This window comes from Paraburkholderia sp. Ac-20347 (assembly GCF_017104805.1).
In the GTDB taxonomy this organism is placed as follows: domain Bacteria; phylum Pseudomonadota; class Gammaproteobacteria; order Burkholderiales; family Burkholderiaceae; genus Paraburkholderia; species Paraburkholderia tropica.
The window spans coordinates 1-26,511 of the sequence record NZ_JAAGPN010000111.1; the positions used below are offsets into that span (position 1 = coordinate 1).

The 26,511-nt window shown below is 65.3% G+C and carries 18 protein-coding genes; 9 read left to right on the forward strand and 9 right to left on the reverse strand.

The features are described from left to right. Positions 1-704: outer membrane protein assembly factor BamE (locus G3N97_RS20825; RefSeq protein ID WP_205994895.1), on the reverse strand; the 704-nt coding region annotated here is incomplete at its 3' end. Between the two features lie 136 nt (positions 705-840). On the opposite strand from G3N97_RS20825, the gene fur reads away from it, so the two are divergent. Further along, positions 841-1,269, forward strand: coding sequence for a ferric iron uptake transcriptional regulator (gene fur, locus G3N97_RS20830; RefSeq protein ID WP_065065157.1), 429 nt, complete (start codon positions 841-843; stop codon positions 1,267-1,269). Between the two features lie 210 nt (positions 1,270-1,479). Here fur and gap read toward each other — a convergent pair whose 3' ends face one another. Both gap and tkt read right to left on the reverse strand, forming a co-directional pair. Then, positions 1,480-2,490 carry a type I glyceraldehyde-3-phosphate dehydrogenase gene (gap, locus tag G3N97_RS20835; RefSeq protein ID WP_205994896.1) on the reverse strand — a complete coding sequence of 337 codons (1,011 nt, stop codon included), beginning with the start codon at positions 2,488-2,490 and terminating at the stop codon, positions 1,480-1,482. Positions 2,491-2,633: 143 nt separating this feature from the next. Further along, positions 2,634-4,676 (reverse strand): transketolase, encoded by a 2,043-nt coding sequence (gene tkt, locus G3N97_RS20840; RefSeq protein ID WP_205994897.1) that lies wholly within the window; start codon positions 4,674-4,676, stop codon positions 2,634-2,636. 495 nt (positions 4,677-5,171) lie between these two features. Here tkt and speE point away from each other — a divergent pair, with 495 nt between their 5' ends. From speE to G3N97_RS20855, 3 genes are all read left to right on the forward strand, one after another. Next, positions 5,172-6,035 (forward strand): polyamine aminopropyltransferase, encoded by an 864-nt coding sequence (speE, locus tag G3N97_RS20845; RefSeq protein WP_346778098.1) that lies wholly within the window; start codon positions 5,172-5,174, stop codon positions 6,033-6,035. A 103-nt stretch (positions 6,036-6,138) separates the two neighbouring features. Continuing rightward, positions 6,139-6,552: a VOC family protein gene (locus G3N97_RS20850; RefSeq protein ID WP_205994899.1), complete on the forward strand. Its 414-nt coding sequence runs from the start codon at positions 6,139-6,141 to the stop codon at positions 6,550-6,552. Between the two features lie 19 nt (positions 6,553-6,571). Continuing rightward, positions 6,572-7,312, forward strand: coding sequence for a 16S rRNA (uracil(1498)-N(3))-methyltransferase (locus G3N97_RS20855; RefSeq protein WP_205994900.1), 741 nt, complete (start codon positions 6,572-6,574; stop codon positions 7,310-7,312). Positions 7,313-7,449: 137 nt separating this feature from the next. Here the strand turns inward: G3N97_RS20855 and G3N97_RS20860 are convergent, their stop codons facing one another. The 3 genes from G3N97_RS20860 to G3N97_RS20870 form a co-directional block, all read right to left on the reverse strand. After that, positions 7,450-8,022 (reverse strand): barstar family protein, encoded by a 573-nt coding sequence (locus G3N97_RS20860; protein ID WP_065065163.1) that lies wholly within the window; start codon positions 8,020-8,022, stop codon positions 7,450-7,452. Between the two features lie 16 nt (positions 8,023-8,038). Further along, the gene (locus tag G3N97_RS20865; RefSeq protein WP_321919744.1) at positions 8,039-8,401 is read right to left on the reverse strand and encodes a ribonuclease; all 363 of its coding nucleotides are present in this window, start codon (positions 8,399-8,401) and stop codon (positions 8,039-8,041) included. 440 nt (positions 8,402-8,841) lie between these two features. Beyond that, positions 8,842-11,136 (reverse strand): NADP-dependent malic enzyme, encoded by a 2,295-nt coding sequence (locus G3N97_RS20870; protein WP_205994901.1) that lies wholly within the window; start codon positions 11,134-11,136, stop codon positions 8,842-8,844. Between the two features lie 183 nt (positions 11,137-11,319). On the opposite strand from G3N97_RS20870, the gene thiL reads away from it, so the two are divergent. The 4 genes from thiL (at position 11,320) to G3N97_RS20890 (ending at position 14,109) form a co-directional block, all read left to right on the forward strand. Continuing rightward, on the forward strand, positions 11,320-12,333 hold the full coding sequence (gene thiL / locus G3N97_RS20875) for a thiamine-phosphate kinase (RefSeq protein WP_205994902.1): 1,014 nt from the start codon (positions 11,320-11,322) through the stop codon (positions 12,331-12,333). Beyond that, positions 12,323-12,937 (forward strand): phosphatidylglycerophosphatase A, encoded by a 615-nt coding sequence (locus G3N97_RS20880; protein WP_205994903.1) that lies wholly within the window; start codon positions 12,323-12,325, stop codon positions 12,935-12,937. The genes thiL and G3N97_RS20880 overlap by 11 nt, the downstream gene beginning before the upstream one ends. Positions 12,938-12,986: 49 nt before the next feature. After that, positions 12,987-13,487 carry a CinA family protein gene (locus tag G3N97_RS20885; protein ID WP_065065166.1) on the forward strand — a complete coding sequence of 167 codons (501 nt, stop codon included), beginning with the start codon at positions 12,987-12,989 and terminating at the stop codon, positions 13,485-13,487. A 61-nt stretch (positions 13,488-13,548) separates the two neighbouring features. Further along, complete coding sequence (locus tag G3N97_RS20890) at positions 13,549-14,109, forward strand: cupin domain-containing protein (RefSeq protein WP_205994904.1); 561 nt, start codon at positions 13,549-13,551, stop codon at positions 14,107-14,109. Positions 14,110-14,206: 97 nt separating this feature from the next. On the opposite strand, the gene G3N97_RS20895 is transcribed toward G3N97_RS20890, so the two are convergent. Both G3N97_RS20895 and G3N97_RS20900 read right to left on the reverse strand, forming a co-directional pair. Beyond that, complete coding sequence (locus G3N97_RS20895; RefSeq protein ID WP_205994905.1) at positions 14,207-15,157, reverse strand: OmpA family protein; 951 nt, start codon at positions 15,155-15,157, stop codon at positions 14,207-14,209. A 57-nt stretch (positions 15,158-15,214) separates the two neighbouring features. Next, positions 15,215-23,899 (reverse strand): YadA-like family protein, encoded by an 8,685-nt coding sequence (locus G3N97_RS20900; protein ID WP_241030715.1) that lies wholly within the window; start codon positions 23,897-23,899, stop codon positions 15,215-15,217. Between G3N97_RS20900 and G3N97_RS39530 the strand changes: the two genes are divergently transcribed. Continuing rightward, complete coding sequence (locus G3N97_RS39530) at positions 23,856-24,992, forward strand: hypothetical protein (RefSeq protein WP_241030716.1); 1,137 nt, start codon at positions 23,856-23,858, stop codon at positions 24,990-24,992. The two genes, G3N97_RS20900 and G3N97_RS39530, sit on opposite strands and share 44 nt — an antisense overlap. 391 nt (positions 24,993-25,383) lie before the next feature. Here the strand turns inward: G3N97_RS39530 and pyrF are convergent, their stop codons facing one another. Next, the gene (pyrF, locus tag G3N97_RS20905; protein ID WP_065063119.1) at positions 25,384-26,199 is read right to left on the reverse strand and encodes an orotidine-5'-phosphate decarboxylase; all 816 of its coding nucleotides are present in this window, start codon (positions 26,197-26,199) and stop codon (positions 25,384-25,386) included. Between the last annotated feature and the right edge of the window lie 312 nt (positions 26,200-26,511).

A 26,511-nucleotide genomic window follows, 5' to 3' on the forward strand; every position in this document is an offset into this window, starting at 1 on the left:
GGCAGCGCCGACGAGGTAGGCGCGCCCGAGCGCACCGACGGCGTTCCGCCGGTCGGCGTTTGCACGGCTTCCGTGGCGCGGTTCGCGGCGGCGGCGGCCTGCGCGTTGGCGTCCTGCGGCAGTTGCGAGGTGGCGGTGCCGAGTTCCGACGACGGCGTGCGTGCCGCATCGGTCACAGCCGGCGCCAGCGACGCAGCCGTGGCGCCCGATGCATCCGAAGCCGCAGACGCAGCAGCGGCCGGAGCGGCCTTCGCCTTCTTGCCCGATTTATCGCCGTCGATTTCGGCGAGCAGTTCCAGATTCGACGGCAGATCTTCGCCGCCCGACCAGCTGGCCACGCGGTCGCCCTCGAACATCACGACGAAGTCGCGCTGCTGGACGACGGCGGTCGAGCCGCGCTTGAAGTAGAAGACGTAGTCCCAGCGGTTCGCGTGGAACATGTCGGTGAGCAGCGGCGTGCCAAGCAGTTGCTTGACCTCGGCGCGCGACATGCCCACGTGCATCTGGGCGGCCATTTCGCTCGAAACGAAGTTGCCTTGCACGATGGTGATGCGGTACGGCGTAATGCTCTGCGCGATGCGCTGCGTCACGCCGTCATAGGTCTTGCAGCCCCCGAGGGTTGCGAACGCGGCAGCGGCCAGCAGGGTGCACGCCACGCGGCTGCCGCTCAGACGGCGGCCGATCGTTGTGAATTCTGGAATCATTTCCCTCACCGTGCGGGCTTGTCGCGAAGCCGCGCGTATTCTGTAGAAGTTCGTTCGAAGTTCTGCCGAAAATGCCCGGAACGGCAAAAACGCATTAACATAAGAACCTAGCATTGTACTCCAGGGACTTATCGTCATGACCAATCCAACCGATCTCAAGAACATCGGTCTGAAGGCGACGCTGCCGCGCCTCAAGATCCTGGAGATTTTTCAGCACAGCCCGGTACGCCACCTTACGGCTGAAGACGTGTACCGCAACCTGCTGAACGAGGAGCTCGACATCGGCCTCGCCACGGTCTACCGCGTGCTCACGCAGTTCGAGCAGGCAGGCCTGCTCACGCGCAGCAATTTCGAATCGGGCAAGGCCGTCTTCGAACTCAACGAAGGCAGCCACCACGACCACCTGGTGTGCCTCGATTGCGGCATCGTCGAGGAATTCTTCGACCCCGAAATCGAAAAACGCCAGCAGATGATCGCCAACGAGCGCGGCTTCAAGCTGCAGGAACACGCGCTCGCGCTGTACGGCGCGTGCACGAAGGAAAACTGCCCGCACCGCAAGCATTGAGCGTGCTCAAGGTATGCCCGGGCGCGCCCGGCGTACCACTCATGCACCGCTTATCGCGGAAAACGCCACGCTTCGCCGTGGCGTTTTTGTTTTATCCGGTAATGTTTTGCGCGGTCGCGGCAATCATTAGCCAGATTTGCGTGGCGCGCACGCCACGCGCCGGCGTAAAAAAACCGCCCCGAGGGGCGGCTTTTTGTCCAGCGAGCGTACTTACTTCGCGTTCGCGAGCGCCACAGCCGTGTCCAGCATGCGGTTCGAGAAGCCCCACTCGTTGTCGTACCAGCTCGACACCTTGACCAGACGGCCCGAGACCTTCGTGAGCGTCGAGTCGAACGTCGACGATGCCGGGTTGTGGTTGAAGTCGATCGACACCAGCGGTGCGGTGTTGTAGCCCAGGATGCCCTTGAGCGAGCCTTCCGACGCTTCCTTCATGATCGCGTTGACTTCTTCCACCGTCGTGTCGCGCTTGGCGATGAACGACAGGTCGACGATCGACACGTTGATGGTCGGGACGCGGATCGCGTAACCGTCCAGCTTGCCGTTCAGTTCCGGCAGCACGAGGCCGACAGCCGAAGCCGCGCCCGTCTTCGCCGGGATCTGGCTGTGCGTGGCCGAGCGCGCGCGGCGCAGGTCTTCGTGGTACACGTCCGTCAGAACCTGGTCGTTCGTGTAAGCGTGGATCGTCGTCATCAGACCCGATTCCAGGCCGATCTTGTCGTTCAGCGGCTTGACGAGCGGCGCGAGGCAGTTCGTCGTGCACGATGCGTTCGAGATGACCGTGTCCGAAGCCTTCAGCACGTTGTGGTTCACGCCGTAGACGATGGTCGCGTCGACGTCCTTACCGCCCGGCGCCGAGATGATGACCTTCTTTGCGCCGCCCTTCAGGTGGGCGCTCGCCTTTTCCTTGGTCGTGAAAAAGCCCGTGCATTCGAACACGATGTCGACGCCCAGCTCGCCCCACGGCAGTTCGGCCGGGTTGCGGTTGGCCAGCACGCGGATACGGTCGCCGTTGACGACGAGGTAGTCGCCGTCGACGCTGACTTCGCCCGGGAACTTGCCGTGAGCCGTGTCGTATTGCGTCAGATGCGCGTTGGTCTTCGCGTCACCCAGGTCGTTGATCGCCACGATCTGGATGTCGTGCTTCTTGCCGTTCTCGTAGAACGCGCGAAGCGTGTTACGGCCGATACGGCCATAGCCGTTGATAGCGACGCGAATCGTCATGGTTCATCTCCTGATGGTTAAAAATTCTGAGACGGACGCCGTGCGGCCGCTCCGTTCGCCGTCGCGTGCGAGCGCGACGCTGCGGGGCGCACACGGCAAACGGGCCCGCCGTCTGGTAGGCGGCGAGCCCGTGTGAAGCATGCTTAGTTGTCCAGCGCGGCCTTGGCCGTCGCGACGACGTTCTCGACCGTGAAGCCGAAGTGCTTGAACAGCACGCCGGCCGGGGCCGATTCGCCGAAGGTGTCGATCCCGACCACCCCGCCTTCGAGGCCGACGTACTTGCGCCAGAAGTCGGTCTGCGCGGCTTCGATCGCGACGCGGCGCACGCCCTTGGGCAGCACACGCTCCTTGTACTCGGCGTCCTGGCGGTCGAACACGTTGGTCGACGGCATGGACACCACGCGAGCGCCGATGCCTTCGCGCTGCAGCGCCTCGACGGCCTTCATCGCCAGTTCGACTTCCGAACCCGTGGCGATCAGGATGATCTTGCGGCTCGGGATGTCGTCGTTCCAGTCCTTCAGCACGTAGCCGCCCTTGGCGATATTGGCGATCTGCGCGTCGGTGCGTTCGTTGAACTGCAGGTTCTGACGGCTGAAGATCAGCGACGACGGACCTTGATGCGCGATCGACTCGGTCCAGGCCACGGCCGTTTCCACCGTGTCGGCCGGACGCCAGAGCGTCATGTTCGGGATCAGGCGCAGGCTCGGGACCTGTTCGATCGACTGGTGCGTCGGGCCGTCTTCGCCGAGGCCGATCGAGTCGTGCGTGAACACGAAGATCGACGGGCACTTCATCAGCGCGGCGACGCGCAGCGCGTTGCGGCTGTAGTCCGAGAACGTCAGGAAGGTGCCGCCGAAGGCCTTGTAGCCGCCGTGCAGCACGATGCCGTTGAGCGCGGCGCTCATGCCGAACTCACGCACACCGTAGTTGATGTGGTTGCCCCACTCGATGCCGGTTTCGCCCGCCTTGGCGGCGCGCACGGGCTTCGAAGCCTTCCAGTTCGTGAGGTTCGAGCCGGTCAGGTCAGCCGAGCCGCCGAGCAGTTCGGGCAGCGCTGCGGCAAGACCTTCGATGGCTTGCTGCGATGCCTTGCGGGTCGCGACGGTTTCCTTGCGCGAGTCCGCGCCCGCGACGATCGCGGCAGCCTTCTGCGCCCAGTCGGCGGGCAGCTTGCCGGCCATGCGGCGCTCGAATTCAGCGGCTTCCTGCGGATACTTCGACTTGTACGCGCCGAACGATTCGTTCCATTCGCCTTCGAGCTTCGCGCCCGTGGCCTTCGAATCCCAGTCTGCGTAGACTTCCTGCGGCACGACGAAGGGCTCCCACTTCCAGCCCGCCGCTTCGCGCCACTTGGCGATTTCTTCGGCGCCGAGCGGCGCGCCGTGCACGTCGTGACCGCCGGCCTTGGTCGGCGCGCCGTGACCGATCTGCGTCTTGCAGCAGATCAGCGTCGGCTTGTCCGATGCCTTCGCCTTCGCGATGGCCGCGTCGACGGCGTCGACGTCATGACCGTTCACGTCCGCGATGACGTTCCAGCCGTAGGCTTCGAAACGCTTCGGGGTGTCGTCGTGGAACCAGTGCTCGACGTGGCCGTCGATCGAGATGCCGTTGTCGTCGTACAGCGCGATCAGCTTGTTCAGCTTGAGCGTGCCGGCGAGCGAGCAGGCTTCGTGCGAGATGCCTTCCATCAGGCAGCCGTCGCCGAGGAACACATAGGTGTGGTGGTCGACGATTTTCGCGTCGGCCTTGTTGAACTCGGCGGCGATCAGCGCTTCAGCCAGCGCCATGCCGACCGCGTTCGCCAGACCCTGGCCGAGCGGGCCGGTCGTGGTTTCGACGCCCGGCGTGATGCCGAATTCCGGGTGACCCGGCGTCTTCGAGTGCATCTGGCGGAAGTTCTTCAGCTCTTCAATCGGCAGATCGTAGCCGGTCAGATGCAGCAACGAGTACAGCAGCATGGAGCCGTGGCCGTTCGACAGCACGAAGCGGTCGCGGTCGTTCCAGTGCGGGTTCGCCGGGTTGTGGCGCAGATGGCGCGCCCACAGTGCGACGGCGATCTCGGCCATGCCCATGGGCATGCCGGGGTGACCGGAATTCGCTTGCTGAACGGCGTCCATGGACAGCGCGCGGATCGCGTTGGCCATCAACGAGGTGGTAGCGGGGGAGGCGGAGGACGAGGTCGTCATGTCGAGTCCGGGGATCGAGTGCAAAAAGCGGCGTGGGCGGGCAAACGATGAAACGGTTTGCGGATCGCGCACAGCAGCGAAACTTCCGGAAGCTCGGCAAACGCCCGCTCCGGCGCGCGATGCGGCGCCAGGTAGACGCAAACGGCCAGAGCAAACGGACAGGGCTGCAAAGGCGGACATTCTAGCAGATCATGGGGATTTTCCCGGATCGGCAGGAGCAGGATCAAACTCTGGCACGCGATGATTGAACCCTGTTATGAGGCGATCGGGGCGTCGACGTTGCGGCGCGGCAATCGGCAGCAATCGGCGCCAGCGGCGCCAGCGGCGGGCCGGACGCAAGCCGCCTTTATAATTGCGAAGATCGCCGATATCGCCCCGATTTGCGCCTGCCCGACGGGTGTGAACGACGCCTCAACGATTTATAGGGTCGCATTCCCCATCGCCCGAAGCCGCCCCAAGCCGCACGAAACCCGCACCGACCGCCTCGACTCCGCCGTGACCGCTCCGCTCGTCTTCCGCCCCGCCGCCGACGCCGAATACGGCTTTCCCGGCGCGCGCCTGCTCGCCGCCGCCGATTCGGCCTGGCAGCACATCGAGGTCTGGGACACGCCGCAGCTCGGCTGCCTGTTCACGCTGGACGGCCGTCCGATGACCTCGGCCGGCGACGAATTCATCTATCACGAGTGCATGACGCACGTGGCCGCGCTCACGCATCCCGCGCCGCGCGCGGCGCTCGTGCTGGGCGGCGGCGACGGCGGCGCGGCGCGCCAGTTGCTGCGTCATCCGGACATCGAGCGCATCGTGGTGGCCGAACTCGATCCGGACGTCGTGCGGCTGACCGGCGACTATCTACCGGACGTGCGCGGCGGCGCGTTCGACGACCCGCGCGTGGAACTGGTGATCGGCGACGCCGCCGACTTCGTCGCGCGCGCCGAGGAACGCTTCGATCTGGTCGTCTTCGATCTCACGCCGCCCGACTCGCCCGCCGCGGGCCTGTACACTGCCGCGTTCTACGCCGCGCTCAAGCGCGTGATGAGCGACGATGCGCTGATTTCGCTGCATCTGGGCGCGCCGTATCATCACGCCGCGCGCATCGGCGCGCTGCTGGCCGGACTGCGTGGCGCGTTCGCGCGGGTGCGCCCGCTCGGCGCCTACGTGCCGCTTTACGGCGCGTTCTGGCTGATGGCGGTGGCGAGCGACCGTCTCGACCCGATGACGATGGACGCCGCCGCAATCGAAACGCGCCTCGCCGCGCGCCAGATCGAGGGTCTGCGCTTCTACGACGCGCAGATCCACGGGGCACTCCTGGTCGCACCCCGGATGGCGCGCGATAAACTAGGCCAATTCCTACAGCTTTAGCAGGTGTGACGTTGGAGAATCGCTGGGTTCCTTACACTTTTTTGCGTACCCGGCGAAATCCGCCCACCCAGGTCCTTGCCCGAACCGAATCTGGAGAGACTCGATGACCCCACCCCGCCCCGCCGGTGTGCCGTGGCTGACGCCGTATCTGACGGTGCGTGATGCGCGCGCCGCGATCGCCTTTTTCGAGGCGGCATTCGGCTTCGCGGTGCGCGACAGTGTCGAGGACGACGGCGCGGTCATGCACGTGGAAATGACCTACCACGATCAGTTGATCGTGATGTTCGCGCCCGAAGGCGCGTTCGGCTCGACGGCGCACACGCCCAAAAGCTCGAACACCATCGCTCCCCAATCCTTTTATCTGTATGTCGACGACGTCGACACGGTGTACGCGCGCGCGCTCGCAGCCGGCGCCAAATCGTTGAGCGAACCGCAAGACCAGTTCTGGGGCGACCGTTTCGCCCAGGTCGAGGACCTCGACGGTTACCGCTGGGCGCTCGCCCGCCATTTGTCATGAAGCAATGAGAACCTGTCTTATGCCCCGCTTTTTCGTCGGCAATTCCCTGGAATCCGGCGACGTCCTCACCCTCCCCGACGAAGTTACGCGACACGTTCAGGTGCTGCGACTGCAGCCCGGCGACACCGTTGTGCTGTTCAACGGCATGGGCGGCGAGTTCAGCGCCGAAATCATCGAAATGGAGCGGCGCGAGGTGCAGGTGCGCGTCGGCCCGTATCGCGACATCGAAACCGAGCCGCCCTACCGGCTGACGCTCGCGCAAGGCATCGCCGGCAGCGACAAGATGGACTGGCTGATCGAAAAGGCGGTCGAACTGGGCGCGACGAATTTCGTGCCGCTCACCACTTCGCGCAGCGTCGTGCGGCTTTCGGGCGATCGCGCCGTGCGCCGCCAGGCGCACTGGCAGCGCATCGTGCAGGCGTCGTGCGAACAATGCGGGCGCAACCGCATGCCGGAAGTCGCGCCCACGCGCGAGATGGGCACCTGGCTCGGCTCGCTGTCCAAAACGCCTGCCGAAGGCGAGTTGCGCGTCCTGCTCTCGCCGCGCGCGAACGTCTCTTTTGCGACCTTGCCCAGCACGCCGCCGCACGGCGAAGTCACCGTGCTGGTGGGGCCGGAAGGCGGATTTTCGTCGCCCGAAGAGGCCGCCGCACTCGATCACGGCTTTATCGCCGTGGGCCTCGGGCCGCGCATCCTGCGCACGGAAACGGCGGGCATCGCCGTGCTCGCGGCGCTTGCGGCGCGCTGGGGCGGCTGGTAATCCGCGCTAGCAGACATCGCGCCGGAACGGGCGATCGATCGCGTAAAAATGACAAGGCCCGCCGGAAGGCGGGCCTGTGCTTTTGTGTCGCAAGAATGAGACGACGGATGCGCGCCGACCGCGCTAACCCGCTACGTTCAGGCGAACGAATAAAAGACCCGGAACGGCACGCCGCGCTCGGCCCAGTATTCGGAGGCCTCGCGGAACACGTCGAGCAGCGTTTCGCGGCCGTCCTTGTCGAACTTCTGCGCGATCGGCAGACCGTCGAGCACGACCACGAAGCCCGGCTGCTCGCCCGCTTTCTGCACCAGATCGGTCAGGCAGTCGTACAGGCCGTCGTAGTTCTTGCCGAAATGCTTCGGAAACAGAAACGACGTGGCGATGGTCTCCAGCACTTCCTGTTTGGTCAGCGCATTGGCGCAGAACGCATACAGGAAATGCTGCTTCAGACGCTCCGCCTCGTCGGCGAGATCCTGCACGCGGAACGCGCGGATCGACTGGACGATATTCGGCCTGACGGTCGAAAACAGGCTCATGGCCGCCTCGTTCGATGAATGCGCCTCGTCCGTGTGCACGCTGCCGTGCTGCTGATCCTCGCGTTGCTGATCGTCCTGCTTCATCTGCATGACGCGCTGGAACAGGTTGCCCTCGCCGGACGCGAACAGATCGCTCGCGACCCGCGGGTCGTGTGCGTAAGTGTTATCGCTCATGCCGCTCTTCCCGGTGTCATTCAACAATTCGCTTAAAACTGGCGTAGTGGTCGTCGGAGTAATAGCAGTTGTCGGTATGCCTGAGCGGCCCGCCGCAGACGATGCGCCGAGCGCCGCGATTGCGCGCATGCGGCGTGGGGACGGTGTACTCGTGATAGAAGCCGCGCCGGTGATGCGGCAACTGCCGCTCGAAATTGCCGAACACGACACCGTCCTTCTCGTACGGATAAGGCCCGCCCTCGCCGATCAGACCCAGCGTGGCAACCGCCTCGCGCGGCAACTCGCCCACGTTGACGGTTCCGACCGGCACGTCGGCCGCGTTGTCGCCGGATTGCTCCCACGACGAACCGCGCGCCGCCGCACCTTGCGCGAACGCCAGCGCCGCCACCAGAAAAAAGCCCGAAACCGCGCGCCCGAGCCGACCGGCAGCGCCGCCGGCGCGACCGCGAAATGCTCTTTGGGAACAAGGATTTACTCGAACCTGACCGGTCGATGCGACGCTATCTTGCGCGCGATTTTCGTCAGGCAGTCCTATGCATGCCATCTGCGCACCATTTATGGATTTCCGCCCTAAGTTTTATCTTAGGGATTACGCGTTCGACGACCATGAAAGATGTAAGGGTATCGCTAATGGGACCTGGAAGCAATCGCAGCCAGGCGCCGATACCACACCGTTGACCGCGCACAAGCGGCAAACCGGTAATTATTACAACACTGAAAAGTGCAAAAAAACGGCGCGCCGGAAGCCCGGACACGCCGTTTCGAGACTGCCGCCGAGGCGGCCAATCCGTGGTGCTATCGAGACACTGCGCGCAAAACTTAACGCGCCGCGTTCACATCCGCGACCAGCAGCGCCGTCATGTTGACGATACGGCGCACGGTGGCCGACGCCGTCAGCACGTGCACCGGCTTGGCCGCGCCCAGCAGGATCGGCCCGATGGCGATGTTGTTGCCGGCCGCCGTCTTCAGCAGGTTGTACGAGATGTTGGCCGCGTCGATGTTCGGCATGATCAGCAGGTTCGCTTCGCCTTCGAGCGTCGACTCCGGCAGGATTTCCTTGCGCAGATTCGCGTCGAGCGCGACGTCGCCGTGCATTTCGCCGTCCACTTGCAGATCGGGCGCGCGCTCCTGGAGGATTTCCAGCAGATCGCGCATTTTCTGCGCGGAAGGCGCGTTGCTCGAACCGAAGTTCGAATGCGAGCACAGCGCGATCTTCGGCTCGATGCCGAAGCGGCGCACTTCTTCCGCGGCCATGATCGTGATTTCGGCGAGCTGCTCAGGCGTGGGATCGACGTTCACGTGCGTATCGACGATGAAAATCTGGCGGTTCGGCAGCACCAGCGCGTTCATGGCGGCGAACACGTTGCAGCCTGCCTTCTTGCCGATTACCTGGTCGATGAAGTGCAGATGGCGGTGCGTCGTGCTGACCGTGCCGCAGATCATGCCGTCGGCTTCGCCCTTTTCCACCAGCATCGCGCCGATCAGCGTGGTGCGGCGGCGCATTTCGAGCTTGGCCATTTGCGGCGTGATGCCCTTGCGCGCCATCAGCTTCGCGTAGGTCTGCCAGAAGTCGCGATAGCGCTCGTCGTGATCGGTATTGACGACCGTGTAGTCCTGACCCGCGACCAGACGCAGCCCGTAGCGCGCCATGCGCTGCTCGATCACCGCCGGGCGGCCGATCAGGATGGGCTTCGCGAGCTTTTCGTCGACCACGATCTGCACCGCGCGCAGGATGCGCTCCTCTTCGCCCTCGGCGAACACGATGCGCTTCTTCTCCGGCTCCACGGCGCGCGCGAGCTGGAAGATCGGCTTCATGGTCGTGCCGCTGTGGTAGACGAACTGCTGGAGGTGCTGTTCGTAGGCGTCCATGTCCTCGATCGGACGCGTGGCCACGCCCGCATCCATCGCCGCCTGGGCCACCGCCGGCGCGATCTTCACGATCAGGCGCGGGTCGAAGGGCTTCGGAATCAGGTATTCGGGGCCGAACTGCAGATCCTGAATGCCGTAGGCCGTGGCCACGACGTCGCTCTGCTCCTGGCGCGCCAGTTCCGCGATCGCGTTCACGGCGGCGATTTCCATCTCGCGCGTGATCGTGGTCGCGCCCACGTCGAGCGCGCCGCGGAAGATGAACGGGAAGCACAGGACGTTGTTCACCTGATTCGGATAATCCGTGCGGCCCGTGGCGAGCACGGCGTCCGGACGCACTTCCAGCGCCAGTTCCGGCAGGATTTCCGGCGTGGGGTTCGCGAGCGCAAGAATCAGCGGCTTCGCGGCCATCTGCTTGACCATGTCCTGCTTGAGCACGCCGCCCGCCGAAAGGCCGAGGAAAATGTCGGCGCCTTCGATCACTTCGGCGAGCGTGCGCGCCTCGGTTTCACGGGCGAAACGCTCCTTGTCCGGGTCCATCAGCTCGGTACGGCCCTTGTAGACCACGCCCGCGAGGTCGGTCACGAAAATGTTTTCGAGCGGCAGACCGAGGTCGACCAGCAGATCCAGACACGCCAGCGCCGCCGCGCCCGCACCCGACGCCACGAGCTTGACCTGCTTGATGTCCTTGCCGACGACCTTCAGGCCGTTGGTGAACGCCGCCGCCACCACGATGGCCGTGCCGTGCTGGTCGTCGTGGAAGACCGGAATCTTCATGCGCTTGCGCGCTTCGCGCTCGACGATGAAGCATTCCGGCGCCTTGATGTCTTCCAGATTGATGCCGCCGAAAGTGGGTTCGAGCGCGGCGATCACGTCCACGAGCTTGTGCGGGTCCGACTCGTTCAGCTCGATGTCGAACACGTCGATGCCCGCGAACTTCTTGAACAGCACCGCCTTGCCTTCCATCACGGGCTTCGAGGCGAGCGGCCCGATGTTGCCGAGGCCCAGCACGGCCGTGCCGTTCGACACGACGCCGACGAGATTGCTGCGCGCCGTGAAGCGCGCGGCGTTCAGCGGATTCTCGACGATCGCCTCGCACGCGAACGCAACGCCCGGCGAGTACGCGAGCGAGAGATCGCGCTGGTTGATCATTTGCTTGGTCGGCGCGATCGCGATCTTCCCGGGGGTGGGAAACTCGTGATAGTCGAGGGCGGCTTCGCGAAGCTTGTTCGTGGCGGAATTCGACATGGGAGGCAGGGCGTGAGTGCGGATTAGAATGACAGTTCGAACGCGAATGTGCCCGATTGTAGCGCCATTCCCCAGCAGGATTCCTTTCAGTTCAGGCGCAGCTGCCGCGACCGCCATGGAGACAAAGCCGCGCCGGCGGCCCGCTCAGCGGGCTCGCCATTCATTCGTCATACACCTTTCGTCATGCTTTCCGAGTTCACCCTGATCGACCATTATTTCGCGCGGCGCGCACGAGAACACACACGCCGCGCCGCGCTCGGCATTGGCGACGATTGCGCGCTGATCGCGCCCGCGCCAGGCGAAATGCTGGCCGTCTCGACCGACATGCTGGTCGAGGGCCGCCACTTCCTGCCCGACGTCGATCCCCACGCGCTCGGCCACAAGACGCTCGCCGTCAATCTCTCCGATCTCGCCGCGATGGGCGCGAAGCCGCTCGGCTTCACGCTCGCGTTCGCGCTGCCCAAGCCGCGCGAGGACTGGCTCGCCGCCTTCAGCGCGGGCCTCTTCGAACTGGCCGATCTGCACGACTGCGAGCTGGTCGGCGGTGACACCACGGCCGGCCCGCTCAATCTCTGTATCACCGTGTTCGGCTCGGTGCGGCAGGATGTCGCACTTCGGCGCGACACCGCCCAGCCGGGCGACGACGTCTGGATCTCGGGCACGCCCGGCGACGCGCGCGCGGGTCTCGCGGTGCTGCGCAACGACTGGCCGCAGTCGCCCATCGACGCCGCCGACGCCGCGTATTTCCGGCGCGCGCTCGAATATCCGCAGCCGCGCGTGGCGCTCGGTCTCGCGCTCGCGGGCGTGGCGAGCGCGGCGCTCGATGTGTCGGACGGACTGGCCGGCGATCTGCGGCACATCCTCGAACGCTCGCGGGTGGGCGCCGCCATCGACGTGGACGCCCTGCCGATCTCGCCCGCGCTCGCGCGTCTGCCGCGCGAGCTGCAGGTGCAATGCGCGCTCGCGGGCGGCGACGACTACGAACTGTGTTTCACCGCCGCGCAAGCCCGGCGTGACGATGTCGAGGCGGCGGCGCAACAGGCCGGTGTGCGCGTGACGCGCATCGGTACAATAACTTCGCCTCAAGGCGGGACCGGCGCGAATCAAGACGCGCGGCCCGCGATCGCCTGGCACGACGCCTCCGGCGCGCCGCTCAACCTGACGTTGCAAGGCTTCGATCACTTTCATGCAGACTGACCCCACGCCCTCGCCCGCCGGCAACGGCGCGACGCATGCCGATGCGCCCGGCGGCGCTTCGGAGCCGCCCTCATCGCTGACCTCGCTGCCGGGGCCCGAAACCGCAAGCACGCCGAAAGGCCCGCGCCGCGCCGACGCGCCTTTCATGCTCACGCATCCGCTGCACATCATTTCGCTCGGCTTCGGCTCGGGCCTCTCGCGGCTCGCACCGGGGACGGCCGGCACACTGTTCGCGTGGGCCGCGTTCGAAGTGCTCAACCGCTATCTGAGCGTGCTCGACTGGGGCGTGCTCATCATCGGCGGCTTTCTCGCGGGCATCTGGATCACCGACTTCACGGCGAAGAAACTGCGCAGCGACGATCCCTCGTCGATCGTCTGGGACGAAATCGTCGCGTTCTGGCTCGTGCTGCTGATGGTCACGCCGATCGATTTCACCGGCAAGCTCTGGGCCTTCGCGATCTTCCGTTTCTTCGACATGGTGAAGCCGCCGCCCATCCGCTATTTCGACCGGCGTTTCAAGGGCGGCTTCGGCATCATGATCGACGACCTCGTGGCCGCCTTCTTCACGCTGCTCGTGATCGCGCTCTGGCGCATGTCGGTCTGATTTTTCGCGTCGCTCCCCCACCCTCGGCCACCGCCACGGACACACCGCCATGCCCACCGATTCCGTCGTCCACCAACTCGCGATCCGCGCCGGCAACAAGCTGCGCGACGCGCGCCTGATGCTCGCCACCGCCGAGTCCTGCACGGGCGGCATGGTCGCCGCCGCCATCACCGACATCTCCGGCAGCAGCGGCTGGTTCGAACGCGGTTTCGTCACCTATTCGAACCAGGCGAAAACCGAAATGATCGGCGTGCCCGCCGAGATGATCGACAAGCACGGCGCGGTGAGCGAACCGGTCGCGCGCGCGATGGCCGAAGGCGCGCTGCGCAACAGCCGGGCACAAGTTTCGCTGGCCATCACCGGCATTGCCGGTCCGGGCGGCGGCACGCCGGAAAAACCGGTCGGCATGGTGTCGTTCGGCTGGAGCAACCGGCTGCACACGAACGTCGAGACGCTGGTTTTCAAGGGCGATCGCGACCAGATTCGCGTGCAGGCCGCCGCGCACGCGCTGCGCGGACTGCTGGCGCTGATCGACGAACAGGAACGCTGACGAAGCGCGCATGCCCACGCATGCGCGTCGCCGAAATCGCACCCCTCAGGAGACGCATGCCATGGCGCAACCGAATTCCCCGTCCACGACGACGAGCGGCGCGGTCGAAGAACTGATTCGCCGCTTCGGACTCGAACCGCATCCCGAGGGCGGTTACTACAGCGAGACCTACCGCTCGGACAAACTGGTGTTGCGCGACGGCGGCAACGACGCGGACGGCACGCGCGCGGCATCGACCGCGATCTATTTCCTGCTCGCCGACGGCGCCTATTCCGCCTGGCACCGCATCCGTTCCGACGAGCTCTGGCACTTCTACGCGGGCACGCCCATCGAGATCCATTCGATCGACGAGCGCGGCGTGCTGTCCACGCGCAAGCTCGGCCACGCGCTCGATCATCCGGGCACGGTGTTCCAGGCCGTGGTGCCCGCGGGCCACTGGTTCGCCGCGCGCTGCGTGAATCCGTCGAGCTGGGCGCTGGTGGGCTGCACGGTCGCGCCGGGCTTCGAATTCAGCGAATTCGAAATCGCCGACGTCGATGCGCTGATCGAGCACTATCCGCTGCATCGCCCGATCATCGAACTGTTCCGCAAGCCCGCGGCGGCGACGGCGAAGAAAGCGTGAGCGCATAAAAAAAGCGGCGTGCCCGAAGACACGCCGCAAATCGCCCTACATCTTCGGGCGGCGCTGCGACGCGCCGCCCGGCTCACACCCTGAACGCTTATTTCGCGGTGATCTCCACGCGCCGATTGGGCGCGAGACACGCCACCACCGCGGGCGTCGCCGTCTTGCCCGGACACGACTTGACCGGATTCGACGCCCCGCGCCCGTTGATCTCGAAACGCTGCGCCTTCACGCCTTGTGCCTGCATCTCGCGCATCACCGCCGCCGCACGCTGATTCGAGAGGCGATCGTTATGCGCCGCCGAACCGAAACGATCCGTGTACCCGGTGATGCCGACCACGCCCAGCACCGCGCCCGACTCGCGCCACTGCTGCGCGAGCAAGGCAACCTGACGATGGCCTTCGGGCTTGAGCACGGCGCTGTCGAAATCGAACAGCGCGTCGGCCGACAGCGAGACCGGCTTCACGACCGGCGCGACCACCGGCACGACGACAGCCGGAGCGGGCGGCGGCACGCACTGATCGAGCTCGCCGTTCACCTTCTGCGCGAGTTTCTGCGCGCGCTCGATGGCGTCCCAGCCGTGCACCCAGCGCGTGCCATGCGTTTCGTCCTGTTCCTTCCAGGCTTCGTCGGTAAGCGCGCGCAGACGGCCCGCGTCCTCGCCCTTGCACGGCGACTGATCGGCGCGCTGGTTGGTGCGCTCGATCTCCTGCAACGCCTTCACCCACTTCTCGCGCGTCTCGACGGGCGGCCAGTTCTTCTGCCCGTAGATCGGCTGAAACGGCACGCTGCCGTCGATATAGTGGCGCCCGTTGTTGAGCGCGCGCGCCGCTGCATCGTTGTAGACCTTCGAGACGAGCACATGGCTGTCCTGACGATCCGCGATTTCCAGCCAGCCTTCGGCCAGACCGCGCTGATACGGATCGGCGAGACGTTGCGCGGCGGGCATGAGCGCTTCGGCGTCGCTGCCCACGCCGGCAAACGCCGGAGCGCTCGACAACGCGGACAACGCCGTGGCCAGCGCGCCACATAGCAATAGTTTCTTCATGACTTCAATCTCCGTGCCCGCCACGGCTTCCCGTGGCGGGCCTGGTTAGCGCTCCGCTCAGAAGCCGAACGTTGCACCGACCGATGCGCCCGTGCTGCCGCCGGCGCCCGTCGAACGCGCGACGTGCGCGTTCAGCAGGAGACGGTCGCTGACGTACCAGTTCGCACCGAGCGCCAGCGCGCTTTCACCGCCGTACGTACCCGCCGCGACGGCCATCTGGAAGTTGCCTTCCGCCCGCGCGTTCGGGATCAGCGAAGAAGCCGCCATCGCCGCCGCACCCAGCGAGTTCATCTCGCGACGAACCTGACCGATCTGCTGGTTGGTGTACGCGTTGGCTTGCTGCACGCCTTGCGCCACCGCCTGCGTCGTGTACGACTGGGCATTGAGCACCGCATCGTTCAACTGGCTCACGTTGACGGCGTCGGTGCCTTGCGTACCGGCCTTCACGTTGACGATCTGACGTTCGCCGCCTGCCGAACCGACCGACACCGTGTTGTCGCGATCGGCAACCGAACCGGCGCCGAGTGCCACTGCACCTTCCGCGCTCGCCGTCGAGTTCGCACCCAAAGCCGTCGAGTTCTTGCCCGTGGCCTGCGAAGCTGCGCCCATCGCCGTCGAGTTGTCGCCGCTGGCCAGCGAGTTGGCGCCGCCCGCCGTGGCGTGCGTACCGCTCGCCTTGGCGGCTTCGGTGTTGCGATCGCCGCTTGCCGTGAACATCGGATCCGTGGCGTTTTCCGCCATGTTCTGCACCGCCGAGATCGCGGCGTTCATCTGGCCGACGTTCACTGCGTCCGAATCCTCCACGCCGGCTGCGAGGTTATGCAGCGCCACCGCGTTGCTCGCCCCCGAACCGCCCAGCGTGACCGAGTCGTGCGCCGTCGAGTCGTACGAAACCACGTCGGCCATCTGGCCTTGCAGCGTCGTCACCGAGCCCTGGAGATTGCTCACATCGCCCTGCAGCGTCGTGACGTTACCTTGCAGCGTGGTGAAGTTGCCTTGCAGCGTCGTCACCGTGCCCGCCAGATTCGACACGCTCATGTTGGTCGCGTACAGCTGCGAGCCATTCACCGCGTCGACGCTCGTTGCGTTCACCGCACCCGCCGCGACACCCGTCAGCACGCGGTTGCCCTGCGTGCCGGCGAAGTTCACGCGCAGGCCATCCGTGTCCTTCGCGACCGTGATGTTGCGCGAGGTCGCATCCTGCTGCACCAGACCGATCGAGCCGTTGTCGAGCTCGTTCGCGATGTTCGTCACGCGGCCGTCGATGTTCGTCAGCGAGTCGCCGATGTTGTTGTACGTCGAGCCGCCGATCTTGTACGTCGGCTTCGTGATCGAACCGTCCGCGTTCACCGTCGAGTCGCCGCCCAGCGCATCGGCGGTGCTGCTGCCGAGTGCGTAGAGTTGCGAACCGTTCACCGCGTCGAAGCTAGATGCCGAGACTTCGCCGTTCTTCACGTTATGCAACGCCACCGGCGCACTCGCGTCCGCGCCGCCCAGCGACACCGAATCGTGCGACGTCGAGTCGTACATCACCGCGTCCTGCAGCTTGCCGTTGATGTTGGTGATGCTGCCCGCGATGTTGCTCACGTCGCCCTGGAGCGTCGTCATGTTGCCTTGCAGCGTGGTGACATTGCCTTGCAGCGTCGTCACGTCGCCCGCGAGGTTCGACACGTTCGAGTTCGTCGTGTACAGCTGGCCGCCATTCACCGCGTCGGTGCTCGACTCGGAGATGTCGCCGGCCTTCACGTTATGCAGGGCCACCGGCGCGCTTGCGTCCTTGCCGCCCAGCGTCACCGAATCATGCGACGTCGAGTCGTACATCACTGCATCAGCAAGCTGACCGTTGATGTTGGTGATGCTGCCTGCGATGTTGCTCACGTCGCCTTGAAGCGTCGTCATGTTGCCCTGCAGCGTGGTGACATTGCCTTGCAGCGTCGTCACGTCACCGGCCAGGTTCGACACGGTCGAGTTCGTCGCGTACAGCTGCGAGCCATTCACCGCATCCGTGCTCGTCGACGACAGTTCGCCTGCGCTCACGCCAGTCAGAACACGCGTGCCAGCCGTGCCCGTAAAGTCCACGACCGTACCGTCCGTGTCCTTCGCGACCGTGATGTTGTGCGTCGACGCGTCCTGCTGAACCAGACCGATCGAACCGTTGTTGATCTCGTTCGCGATGTTCGTCACGCGGCCGTCGATGCTCGTCACATCGCCTGCCAGGTTCGTCACGTCGCCCGCGAGGTTCGAGACCGTCGTGTTCGTCGTGTACAGCTGCGAACCGTTCACCGCGTCCGTGCTGGTCGACGACAGCTCGCCTTCCTTCACGTTGTGCAGTGCCACCGGCGCGCTTGCATCCGTCCCACCCAGCGTCACCGAATCATGCGCCGACGAGTCGTACGCCACCGCATCAGCGAGCTGACCGTTGATGTTCGTGATGCTGCCCGCGATGTTGCTCACGTCGCCCTGGAGCGTCGTCATGTTGCCTTGCAGCGTGGTGACGTCGCCTTGGAGCGTCGTGACGTTGCCCTGGAGCGTCGTCACGTTGCCTTGCAGCGTGGTGACATTGCCTTGCAGCGTCGTCACGTCACCTGCCAGGTTCGACACGGTCGAGTTCGTCGTGTACAGCTGCGAACCGTTCACCGCGTCCGTGCTGGTCGACGACAGCTCGCCTTCGCTCACACCCGTCAGAACACGCGTGCCTGCCGTGCCCGTGAAGTCCACGACCGTGCCGTCCGTGTCCTTCGCGACCGTAATGGTGTGCGTCGTCGCGTCCTGCTGAACCAGACCGATCGAGCCGTTGTTGATCTCGTTCGCGATGTTCGTCACGCGGCCGTCGATGCTCGTCACATCGCCTGCCAGGTTCGTCACGTCGCCCGCGAGGTTCGAGACCGTCGTGTTGGTCGTGTACAGCTGCGAACCGTTCACCGCGTCCGTGCTGGTCGACGACAGCTCGCCTTCCTTCACGTTATGCAGTGCCACCGGCGCGCTCGCGTCCGTGCCACCCAGCGTCACCGAATCATGCGCCGACGAGTCGTACGCCACCGCGTCAGCAAGCTGACCGTTGATGTTGGTGATACTGCCTGCGATGTTGCTCACGTCGCCCTGGAGCGTCGTCATGTTGCCTTGCAACGTGGTGACGTCACCTTGGAGCGTCGTGACGTTGCCCTGGAGCGTCGTCACGTCACCGGCCAGGTTCGACACGGTCGAGTTCGTCGCGTACAGCTGCGAACCGTTCACTGCATCCGTGCTCGTCGACGACAGTTCGCCTGCGCTCACGCCAGTCAGAACACGCGTGCCTGCCGTGCCCGTGAAGTCAACGATCGTACCGTCCGTGTCCTTCGCGACCGTGATCTTGTGCGAGGTCGCATCTTGCTGAACCAGACCGATCGAGCCGTTGTTGATCTCGTTCGCGATGTTCGTCACGCGACCGTCGATGCTCGTCACATCGCCTGCCAGGTTCGTCACATCGCCCGCGAGGTTCGAGACGTTCGAGTTCGTCGTGTACAGCTGCGAACCGTTCACCGCATCCGTGCTGGTCGACGACAGCTCGCCTTCCTTCACGTTGTGCAGTGCCACCGGCGCGCTTGCGTCCGTGCCACCCAGCGTCACCGAATCATGCGCCGACGAGTCGTACGCCACCGCATCAGCAAGCTGACCGTTGATGTTGGTGATGCTGCCCGCGATGTTGCTCACGTCGCCTTGAAGCGTCGTCATGTTGCCTTGCAGCGTGGTGACGTCACCTTGGAGCGTCGTGACGTTGCCTTGCAGCGTGGTGACATTGCCCTGCAGCGTCGTCACGTCGCCCGCGAGGTTCGACACGGTCGAGTTCGTCGCGTACAGCTGCGAGCCATTCACCGCATCCGTGCTCGTCGACGACAGTTCGCCTGCGCTCACGCCAGTCAGAACACGCGTTCCTGCCGTGCCCTTGAAGTCCACGATCGTGCCGTCCGTGTCCTTCGCGACCGTGATGTTGTGCGTCGTCGCGTCCTGCTGAACCAGACCGATCGAACCGTTGTTGATCTCGTTCGCGATGTTCGTCACGCGGCCATCGATGCTCGTCACATCGCCTGCCAGGTTCGTCACGTCGCCCGCGAGGTTCGAGACCGTCGTGTTCGTCGTGTACAGCTGCGAACCGTTCACCGCGTCGGTGCTGGTCGACGACAGCTCGCCTTCCTTCACGTTATGCAGCGCCACCGGCGCGCTCGCGTCCGTGCCACCGAGCGTCACCGAATCATGCGCTGACGAGTCGTACGCCACTGCGTCAGCAAGCTGACCGTTGATGTTGGTGATGCTGCCCGCGATGTTGCTCACGTCGCCCTGGAGCGTCGTCATGTTGCCTTGCAGCGTCGTCACGTCACCGGCCAGGTTCGACACAGTCGAGTTCGTCGCATACAGCTGCGAACCGTTCACCGCATCCGTGCTCGTCGACGACAGCGTGCCTGCTGCCACGTTCGTCAGCTTGACGTTCGTGCTTGCACCCACACCACCCAGCGTCACCGAGTTGTGCGACGACGAGTCGTACAGCACCGCATCGGCCAGCTTGCCGTTGAGGTTCGTGATGTTGCCCGCGAGGTTGCTCACGTCGCCCTGCAGCGTCGTGACGTTACCTTGCAGCGTCGTCACCGCGCCTTGCACATTGCTGATGCTCGTCGTGTTCGCCGTCACCTGCGTGTTGGTCGCGTACAGCTGCGAGCCGTTCACCGCATCCGTGCTCGTACCCGATACACGACCCGCCGCGACGTTCGTCACCTGACGCTCGGCACCCGCCGCGCCCACGCTCACCACACCGGTCGGCGTTGCACCGGCATACGTGAACGTCTGACCACCGATCACGCCATTCGCCGTGCCGACAGCAGCAGCCGTCGTCGCGCCGTTACCGAGCGCCACCGAGTTGGAAACCGACGCACTCGCACCGTTACCGATCGCGATCGCATTCGTCGCACTCGCCGACGCCACCGGCCCGATCGCCGTTGCGTTCGCACCCGTCGCCGACGAATCGGCCAGCGTCGAGTTCGTGTGGACGTACTTGATGCCGCCACCGCCGTTCACGATGTTGTTCACCGTGTTCGAGACGTTCGACACATTCGCGTTCGTCGCGTACAGCTGCGAGCCGTTCACTGCGTCTGTGCTCGTCGACGACAGCGTACCTGCCGCCACGTTCGTCAGCTTGACGTTCGTGCTCGCGCCCACACCGCCCAGCGTCACCGAGTTGTGCGACGTCGAGTCGTACAACACCGCATCGGCCAGCTTGCCGTTGAGGCTCGTGATCTGGCCTTGCAGCGTCGTCACCGCGCCTTGCACATTGCTGATGCTCGTCGTGTTCGCCGTCACCTGCGTGTTGGTCGCGTACAGCTGCGAGCCGTTCACCGCATCCGTGCTCGTACCCGATACACGACCCGCCGCGACGTTCGTCACCTGACGCTCGGCACCCGCTGCGCCCACGCTCACCACGCCGGTCGGCGTTGCACCTGCATACGTGAACGTCTGACCGCCGATCACGCCATTAGCCGTGCCAACAGCAGCAGCCGTCGTCGCGCCATTACCGAGCGCCACCGAGTTGGAAACCGACGCATTCGCACCGTTACCGATCGCGATCGCATTCGCCGCGCTCGCCGACGCCACCGGACCAATCGCCGTCGCGTTCGTACCCGTCGCCGACGAATCAGCCAGCGTCGAGTTGGTGTGGACGTACTTGATGCCGCCACCGCCGTTCACGATGTTGTTCACCGTGTTCGAGACGTTCGAGACATTCGCGTTCGTCGCGTACAGCTGCGAGCCGTTCACCGCATCGGTGCTCGTCGACGACAACGTACCTGCTGCCACGTTCGTCAGCTTGACGTTCGTGCTCGCGCCCACGCCGCCCAGCGTCACCGAGTTGTGCGACGTCGAGTCGTACAACACCGCATCGGCCAGCTTGCCGTTGAGGCTCGTGATCTGGCCTTGCAGCGTCGTCACCGAGCCTTGCACGTTGCTGATGCTCGTCGTGTTCGCCGTCACCTGCGTGTTCGTCGCGTACAGCTGCGAGCCGTTCACCGCATCCGTGCTCGTACCCGATACGCGTCCCGCCGCAACGTTCGTCACCTGACGCTCGGCACCCGCTGCGCCCACGCTCACCACGCCGGTCGGCGTTGCACCTGCATACGTGAACGTCTGACCGCCGATCACGCCATTCGCCGTGCCGACAGCAGCCGCCGTCGTCGCGCCATTACCGAGTGCCACCGAGTTCGCCGTCGAAGCATTCGCACCATTACCGATCGCGATCGCATTCGACGCACTCGCCGACGCCACCGGACCGATTGCCGTTGCGTTCGTACCCGTCGCCGACGAATCGGCCAGCGTCGAGTTGGTGTGGAAATACTTGAGGCCCGTGCTGCCGTTCACGATGTTGTTCACCGTGTTCGAGACGTTCGAGACATTCGCGTTCGTCGCGTACAGCTGCGAGCCGTTCACCGCATCCGCGCTCGTCGACGACAGCGTGCCTGCCGCCACGTTCGTCAGCTTGACGTTCGTGGTCGCACCCACGCCGCCCAGCGTCACCGAGTTGTGCGACGACGAGTCGTACAGCACCGCATCGGCGAGCTTGCCGTTGATATTCGTGATCTGGCCTTGCAGCGTCGTGACATTGCCCTGCAGCGTCGTCACCGAGCCCTGCACGTTGCTGATGCTCGTCGTGTTCGCCGTCACCTGTGTGTTGGTCGCGTACAGCTGCGAGCCGTTCACTGCATCGGTGCTCGTCGACGTCACGCGACCTGCCGCGACGTTGCTCACCTGACGCTCGGCACCTGCGGCACCCACGCTCACCACACCGGTCGGCGCTGCGCCAGCGTACGTGAACGTCTGACCGCCGATCACGCCATTCGCCGTGTTCACCGCAGCAGCGGTCGTCGCGCCATTACCGAGCGCCACCGAGTTGGAAACCGAAGCATTCGCACCGTTACCGATCGCGATCGCATTCGCCGCGCTCGCCGTCGAGGCTTTGCCCAATGCCGTCGAACCGCTTGCGCCTGCGTAAGCGGCCGCGCCAATCGCCGTGGCATTCGAAGCCGCAGCAGTCGACGTTCCGCCGAACGCCACAGCGCCCGATGCCTTCGCGAACGAATTCGAGCCTACGGCGACGTTGTTGCCGTCATAGCCCGCCGTACCGACATTCGCATTGTTGCCGAGCGCGACCGAGTTCATGCCCTCGGCAAAAGTCGACTGGCCAATCGCGATATCGGATGCGCCGGTATAGAGCGAGCCGGTATTCGTTTGCGCGCCATAGCCAATGGCGATTGAGTGATAACCCTGCGCCGATGCGCTCGCACCCAGTGCGACGTTGCCGCCCTGCGAACCAAACGCCGGGCGGCTCGCTGCAGCGCCATTGCCGATCGCAATATCGTCGGCATACGAAGCAACGGCCACCGGACCAATCGCCGTCGAGTTCGCGCCGTTCGCCCACGAGTCGCCCAGCGTCGAATTCGTGTGGAAATACTTGACGCCGCCGCCGTTCACGATGTTGTTGACGGTGCTGTTGATGTTGCTGACCGCGCCGCTCAGGTTCGAGATCGCGCCGCCGACATTGTTGAACGTCGAGCCGTTCGCGACATACGTCGGGTTCGAGATCGAGCCGTCCGGATTCACCGCGGCGCCGCCGCCGAGTGCGCTGGCCGTGGAGCTGGCCACGCCATAGAGCTGCGAGCCGTTCACCGCATCGGTGCTGGTCGAATTGACCGCGCCGGCCGCCACGTTGACGACCTGACGTTCCGCGCCGACCGCGCCGACGGAGACCGAATTGGCGCGGTTCGCGAGCGAGCCGCCACCGAGCGCAACCGCGTTGCTACCCGACACCGATGCGTTTTGACCCAGCGCCGTGCCGCCGCCCAACACCGACGAACTCGCGCCCGAGCCAACGAGCGTCGCGCCAGAGTAGGTCGAACTCGTGTTCGCGCCAATCGCGGTGCTGTTGGTGCCGAAGATGCTTGCGCCGTCACCGATCACGATCGAACCGTCGCCCGTGATGCTCGACGTGCCGCCGTCGGCCTTGAGCCTCGCATTGCGGCCCATCACGATGATGCCGGAGCCCTTGTTCAAGATCGACGCGTTCTCGCCAATCGCGATGTTGCCGTCGGCGGTCGACGTGGAGCCGCTCGTAGCGTTGTAGCCCAGCGCGATGCTGTTCGTGCCTTGCGAGGTGCTCAACTGACCGATCGCAATCGCGCCCGCGACGGTGCTTTTCGCGCTCGCGCCGATTGCGATCGTGTTGCCCGCCGAAGCGTTCGCGCCGACGCCCATTGCGAGCGCGCTTGCCCCTGCTGCATTCGCGTTGTAGCCCACCGCTGCGGAGCTCGCGCCCCCTGCATTTGCCATGGGACCGAACGCCGTGCTCCACGAACCGCCGGCCGTGGCTTTGTAGCCCATGGCGCTCGACACGCCATTGGCGTAAGCAAGCGAACCAATTGCCGAGCCCGCGTTATTACCATCGGCGCTCGACACCGTTGCGCCGTTGCCGACCGCCGTCCCGTTTGCGACGGCGCTGGCGTTCGCCCCCATCGCCACGGCATTGTTGCCCAACGCCGCTGCCGACGCGCCAATCGCGACGGCGCTGTACATCGACGTTGTCGCGCTGTAGCCCAGCGCGACGCTGTTCGCGCCTTGCGCGGTCGCCGTCCCGCCAATCGCAATCCCGCCGGCGTCGGTGCTTTTCGCGCTCGCGCCCATTGCAATGCCGCTGGCCGCCGAAGCAACCGACGCATCACCCAACGCCATGCCGTACGTTCCCGACGCGTTCGATGCGCGACCGAGCGCGATCGCATTGTCACCGGAGGCCGTCGCAACGAAACCCAACGCGATAGCGCGGTCACCGCTTGCGCTACTGCGCACGCCCACCGCGACCCCACCGACCTGCGAGGTGCTGCTGCTTGCGCCAATCACAACCGATGACGAGTTGGAGGCAGTCGCGCCGGCGCCGATGACCACCCCGGAGTTGACGGGGTTGTCTCCGGCTTTGTTGCCCGAGTCGTTCACCGCGCCCACGCCGATCGCGACGCCGCCGGCCTGGGGCGTCTTCGCGCCATTGCCGATAGCGACGGCGTTAATGCCAAGCGCACCGGCGTTTTGGCCCAGCGCGACCGCACCGGCGGCGCTTCCCATCGAGCCACTGCCGATCGCGACAGCACCCGCGCCAGCGGCGCTCGCACTGCACCCTTCCGCCAGCGCGTTCGTGCCAGGGGCCGAGGCCGCCGCGCCCGCTGCACAGTTATCGGCGATCACGGCGACGCCGCCGCTATCCGAAATCGTGCCCGCCGCGTGCGCGGAAAGCGACAGGCTGCCCAGCACGCCCGCCGTCACCAGCGACGAAGCGGCGGCGGAAACCTTCGTCCGCGACTTGCTCTTGCCCCGTCCCTTCGCGTTTTCCTGCGCCGCGATCCACGTGCCCGTGGATTCGTTCCAAACCGATCTATATGCCTTGTTCATTTTGCAATCCTTAATAATTCCCTTGTTCCCGTGGCCTGATCTCGTCGAGCCCCGGCGTCAATTCAGTTCCGGCCTGCGCTTGCTGGCGACCATGAGGGTCGACTTGCCAGGCGAAGCGCTCTTGTTCCAGCGGCGCGCGCACAGGAACGTGGGCGCGCCGGTTATCTGCACGTCAATGGTGGTCGGCGTGTGCCGCCCGTCGGCTGCTCCTCTGGCCTGTGAGGGCGCGCGACAGCGGCACGGCCGCCGTTACCGGTTCATCCGCACGGCGCACCTCGCATCGACCTGGAATTGTTCAAGCGAGACCGTGACGGACCGCTCCCTGCGAACGCAGACGTGCTCGCGCACGCGAGAATCGAAATTCTCGCGGCGCGAAAAATGGTGATTTTCATGACAGAACCCGTCCAGACTCCTGCAGATCGGTTCAACCGATCGCTACGAGCGCGAGAGCGCCCCGGTCAGCGGGCCGCGTGGGCGGCCCAACCAGGTGTCGCGACGATGCTTGCCGTCACGACGCCAGCGGATCGAGGCACGATGCAGTCAGCTGCACGGCGCGCCGCCTGAAGCCCAGGCAGCGGGAAATTTGCGGCGTTTAACATCCGGGCATCGCAAATTCCACATCGACAATGCCATGTTAAGAACTGACGGGGGTGCGACGAATCAGACGGTTCTTAAAATCTGAGTGAGCAATCTGACATTTTCTGAATTTTTATGTGTGTCAGATCGAAAAACTGAGAGGCGAACGGTTCGAATACCGAACCGTTCGCCTGAACGCATCAACGGCAGGCGTTGATCGCGTCGCGCGTCTTTTCAGCAGCCGTTGCAGCCGCTTGCGCGTAGTCCTCGCCCTTGCTCGCGAAGATGATCGCGCGCGACGAGTTGATCAGCATGCCGGTGCCGTTGGCGCTGCGGCCGGCCTTGACGGTCGCTTCCACGTCGCCGCCTTGTGCGCCGATGCCCGGAATCAGCAGCGGCATGTCGCCGACGATGCCGCGCACGATCTCGATTTCCTTCGGGAACGTTGCGCCCACAACCAGACCGAGTTCGCCGCTCGCGTTCCACTTGTTCGCGGCGAGGTCAGCGACGACCTGATAGACCGGCTTGCCGTCGACGGTGAGGAACTGCAGATCGGAGCCGCCGGGGTTCGACGTGCGGCACAGCACGATCACGCCCTTGCCCGCGTGCGCGAGGTAGGGCTCGATCGAGTCGAAGCCCATGTACGGGTTGACCGTCACAGCGTCCGCCTTGAAGCGCTCGAAGGCTTCGCGGGCGTACTGCTCAGCCGTGCTGCCGATGTCGCCGCGCTTGGCGTCGAGAATCACCGGCAGGCCCGGATGCTTCTCGTGGATGTGCGCGATCAGCGCTTCGAGCTGGTCTTCGGCGCGATTCGAGGCGAAATAGGCGATCTGGGGCTTGAACGAGCACGCGTAGGGCGCGGTTGCATCGACGATATCGCGGCAGAATTCGAAGATCGCGTCGCTGCGGCCGGCGAGAGCGGCCGGGAACTTCGCGGGCTCGGGATCGAGGCCGACGCACAGCAGCGAGCCGGTGCGCTGCCAGGCGGCGGCGAGGTCTTGGGTGAACGAGGTCATGATGGATCGGGCGGCGAGCCCGGTGCAGAGAAAAGGGAAACAGGGGAAACGGCGCGTATTTTAACCGGCTTGGCAGACGGCTTCCCGGGAGCGCCCCGCGCGGCGGCGGCAAAACGGCGGCAAACGGCGGGAAGTGGCGGGAAGCGGCACGGGAAGCGACGCCTCGCGAGGACTGGCGGCGTCCGGGCCCGAAGCGCCCAATGATCGGAGGAAACGCCGCGAGGTCGGGCGCGCCGCGGACCGATTTGCCGTTGGCGTCGCCGGACCCCGCCGCGTTCAGGCCGCCTGCGTGCGCGCCCGGCCGCCCTTCGG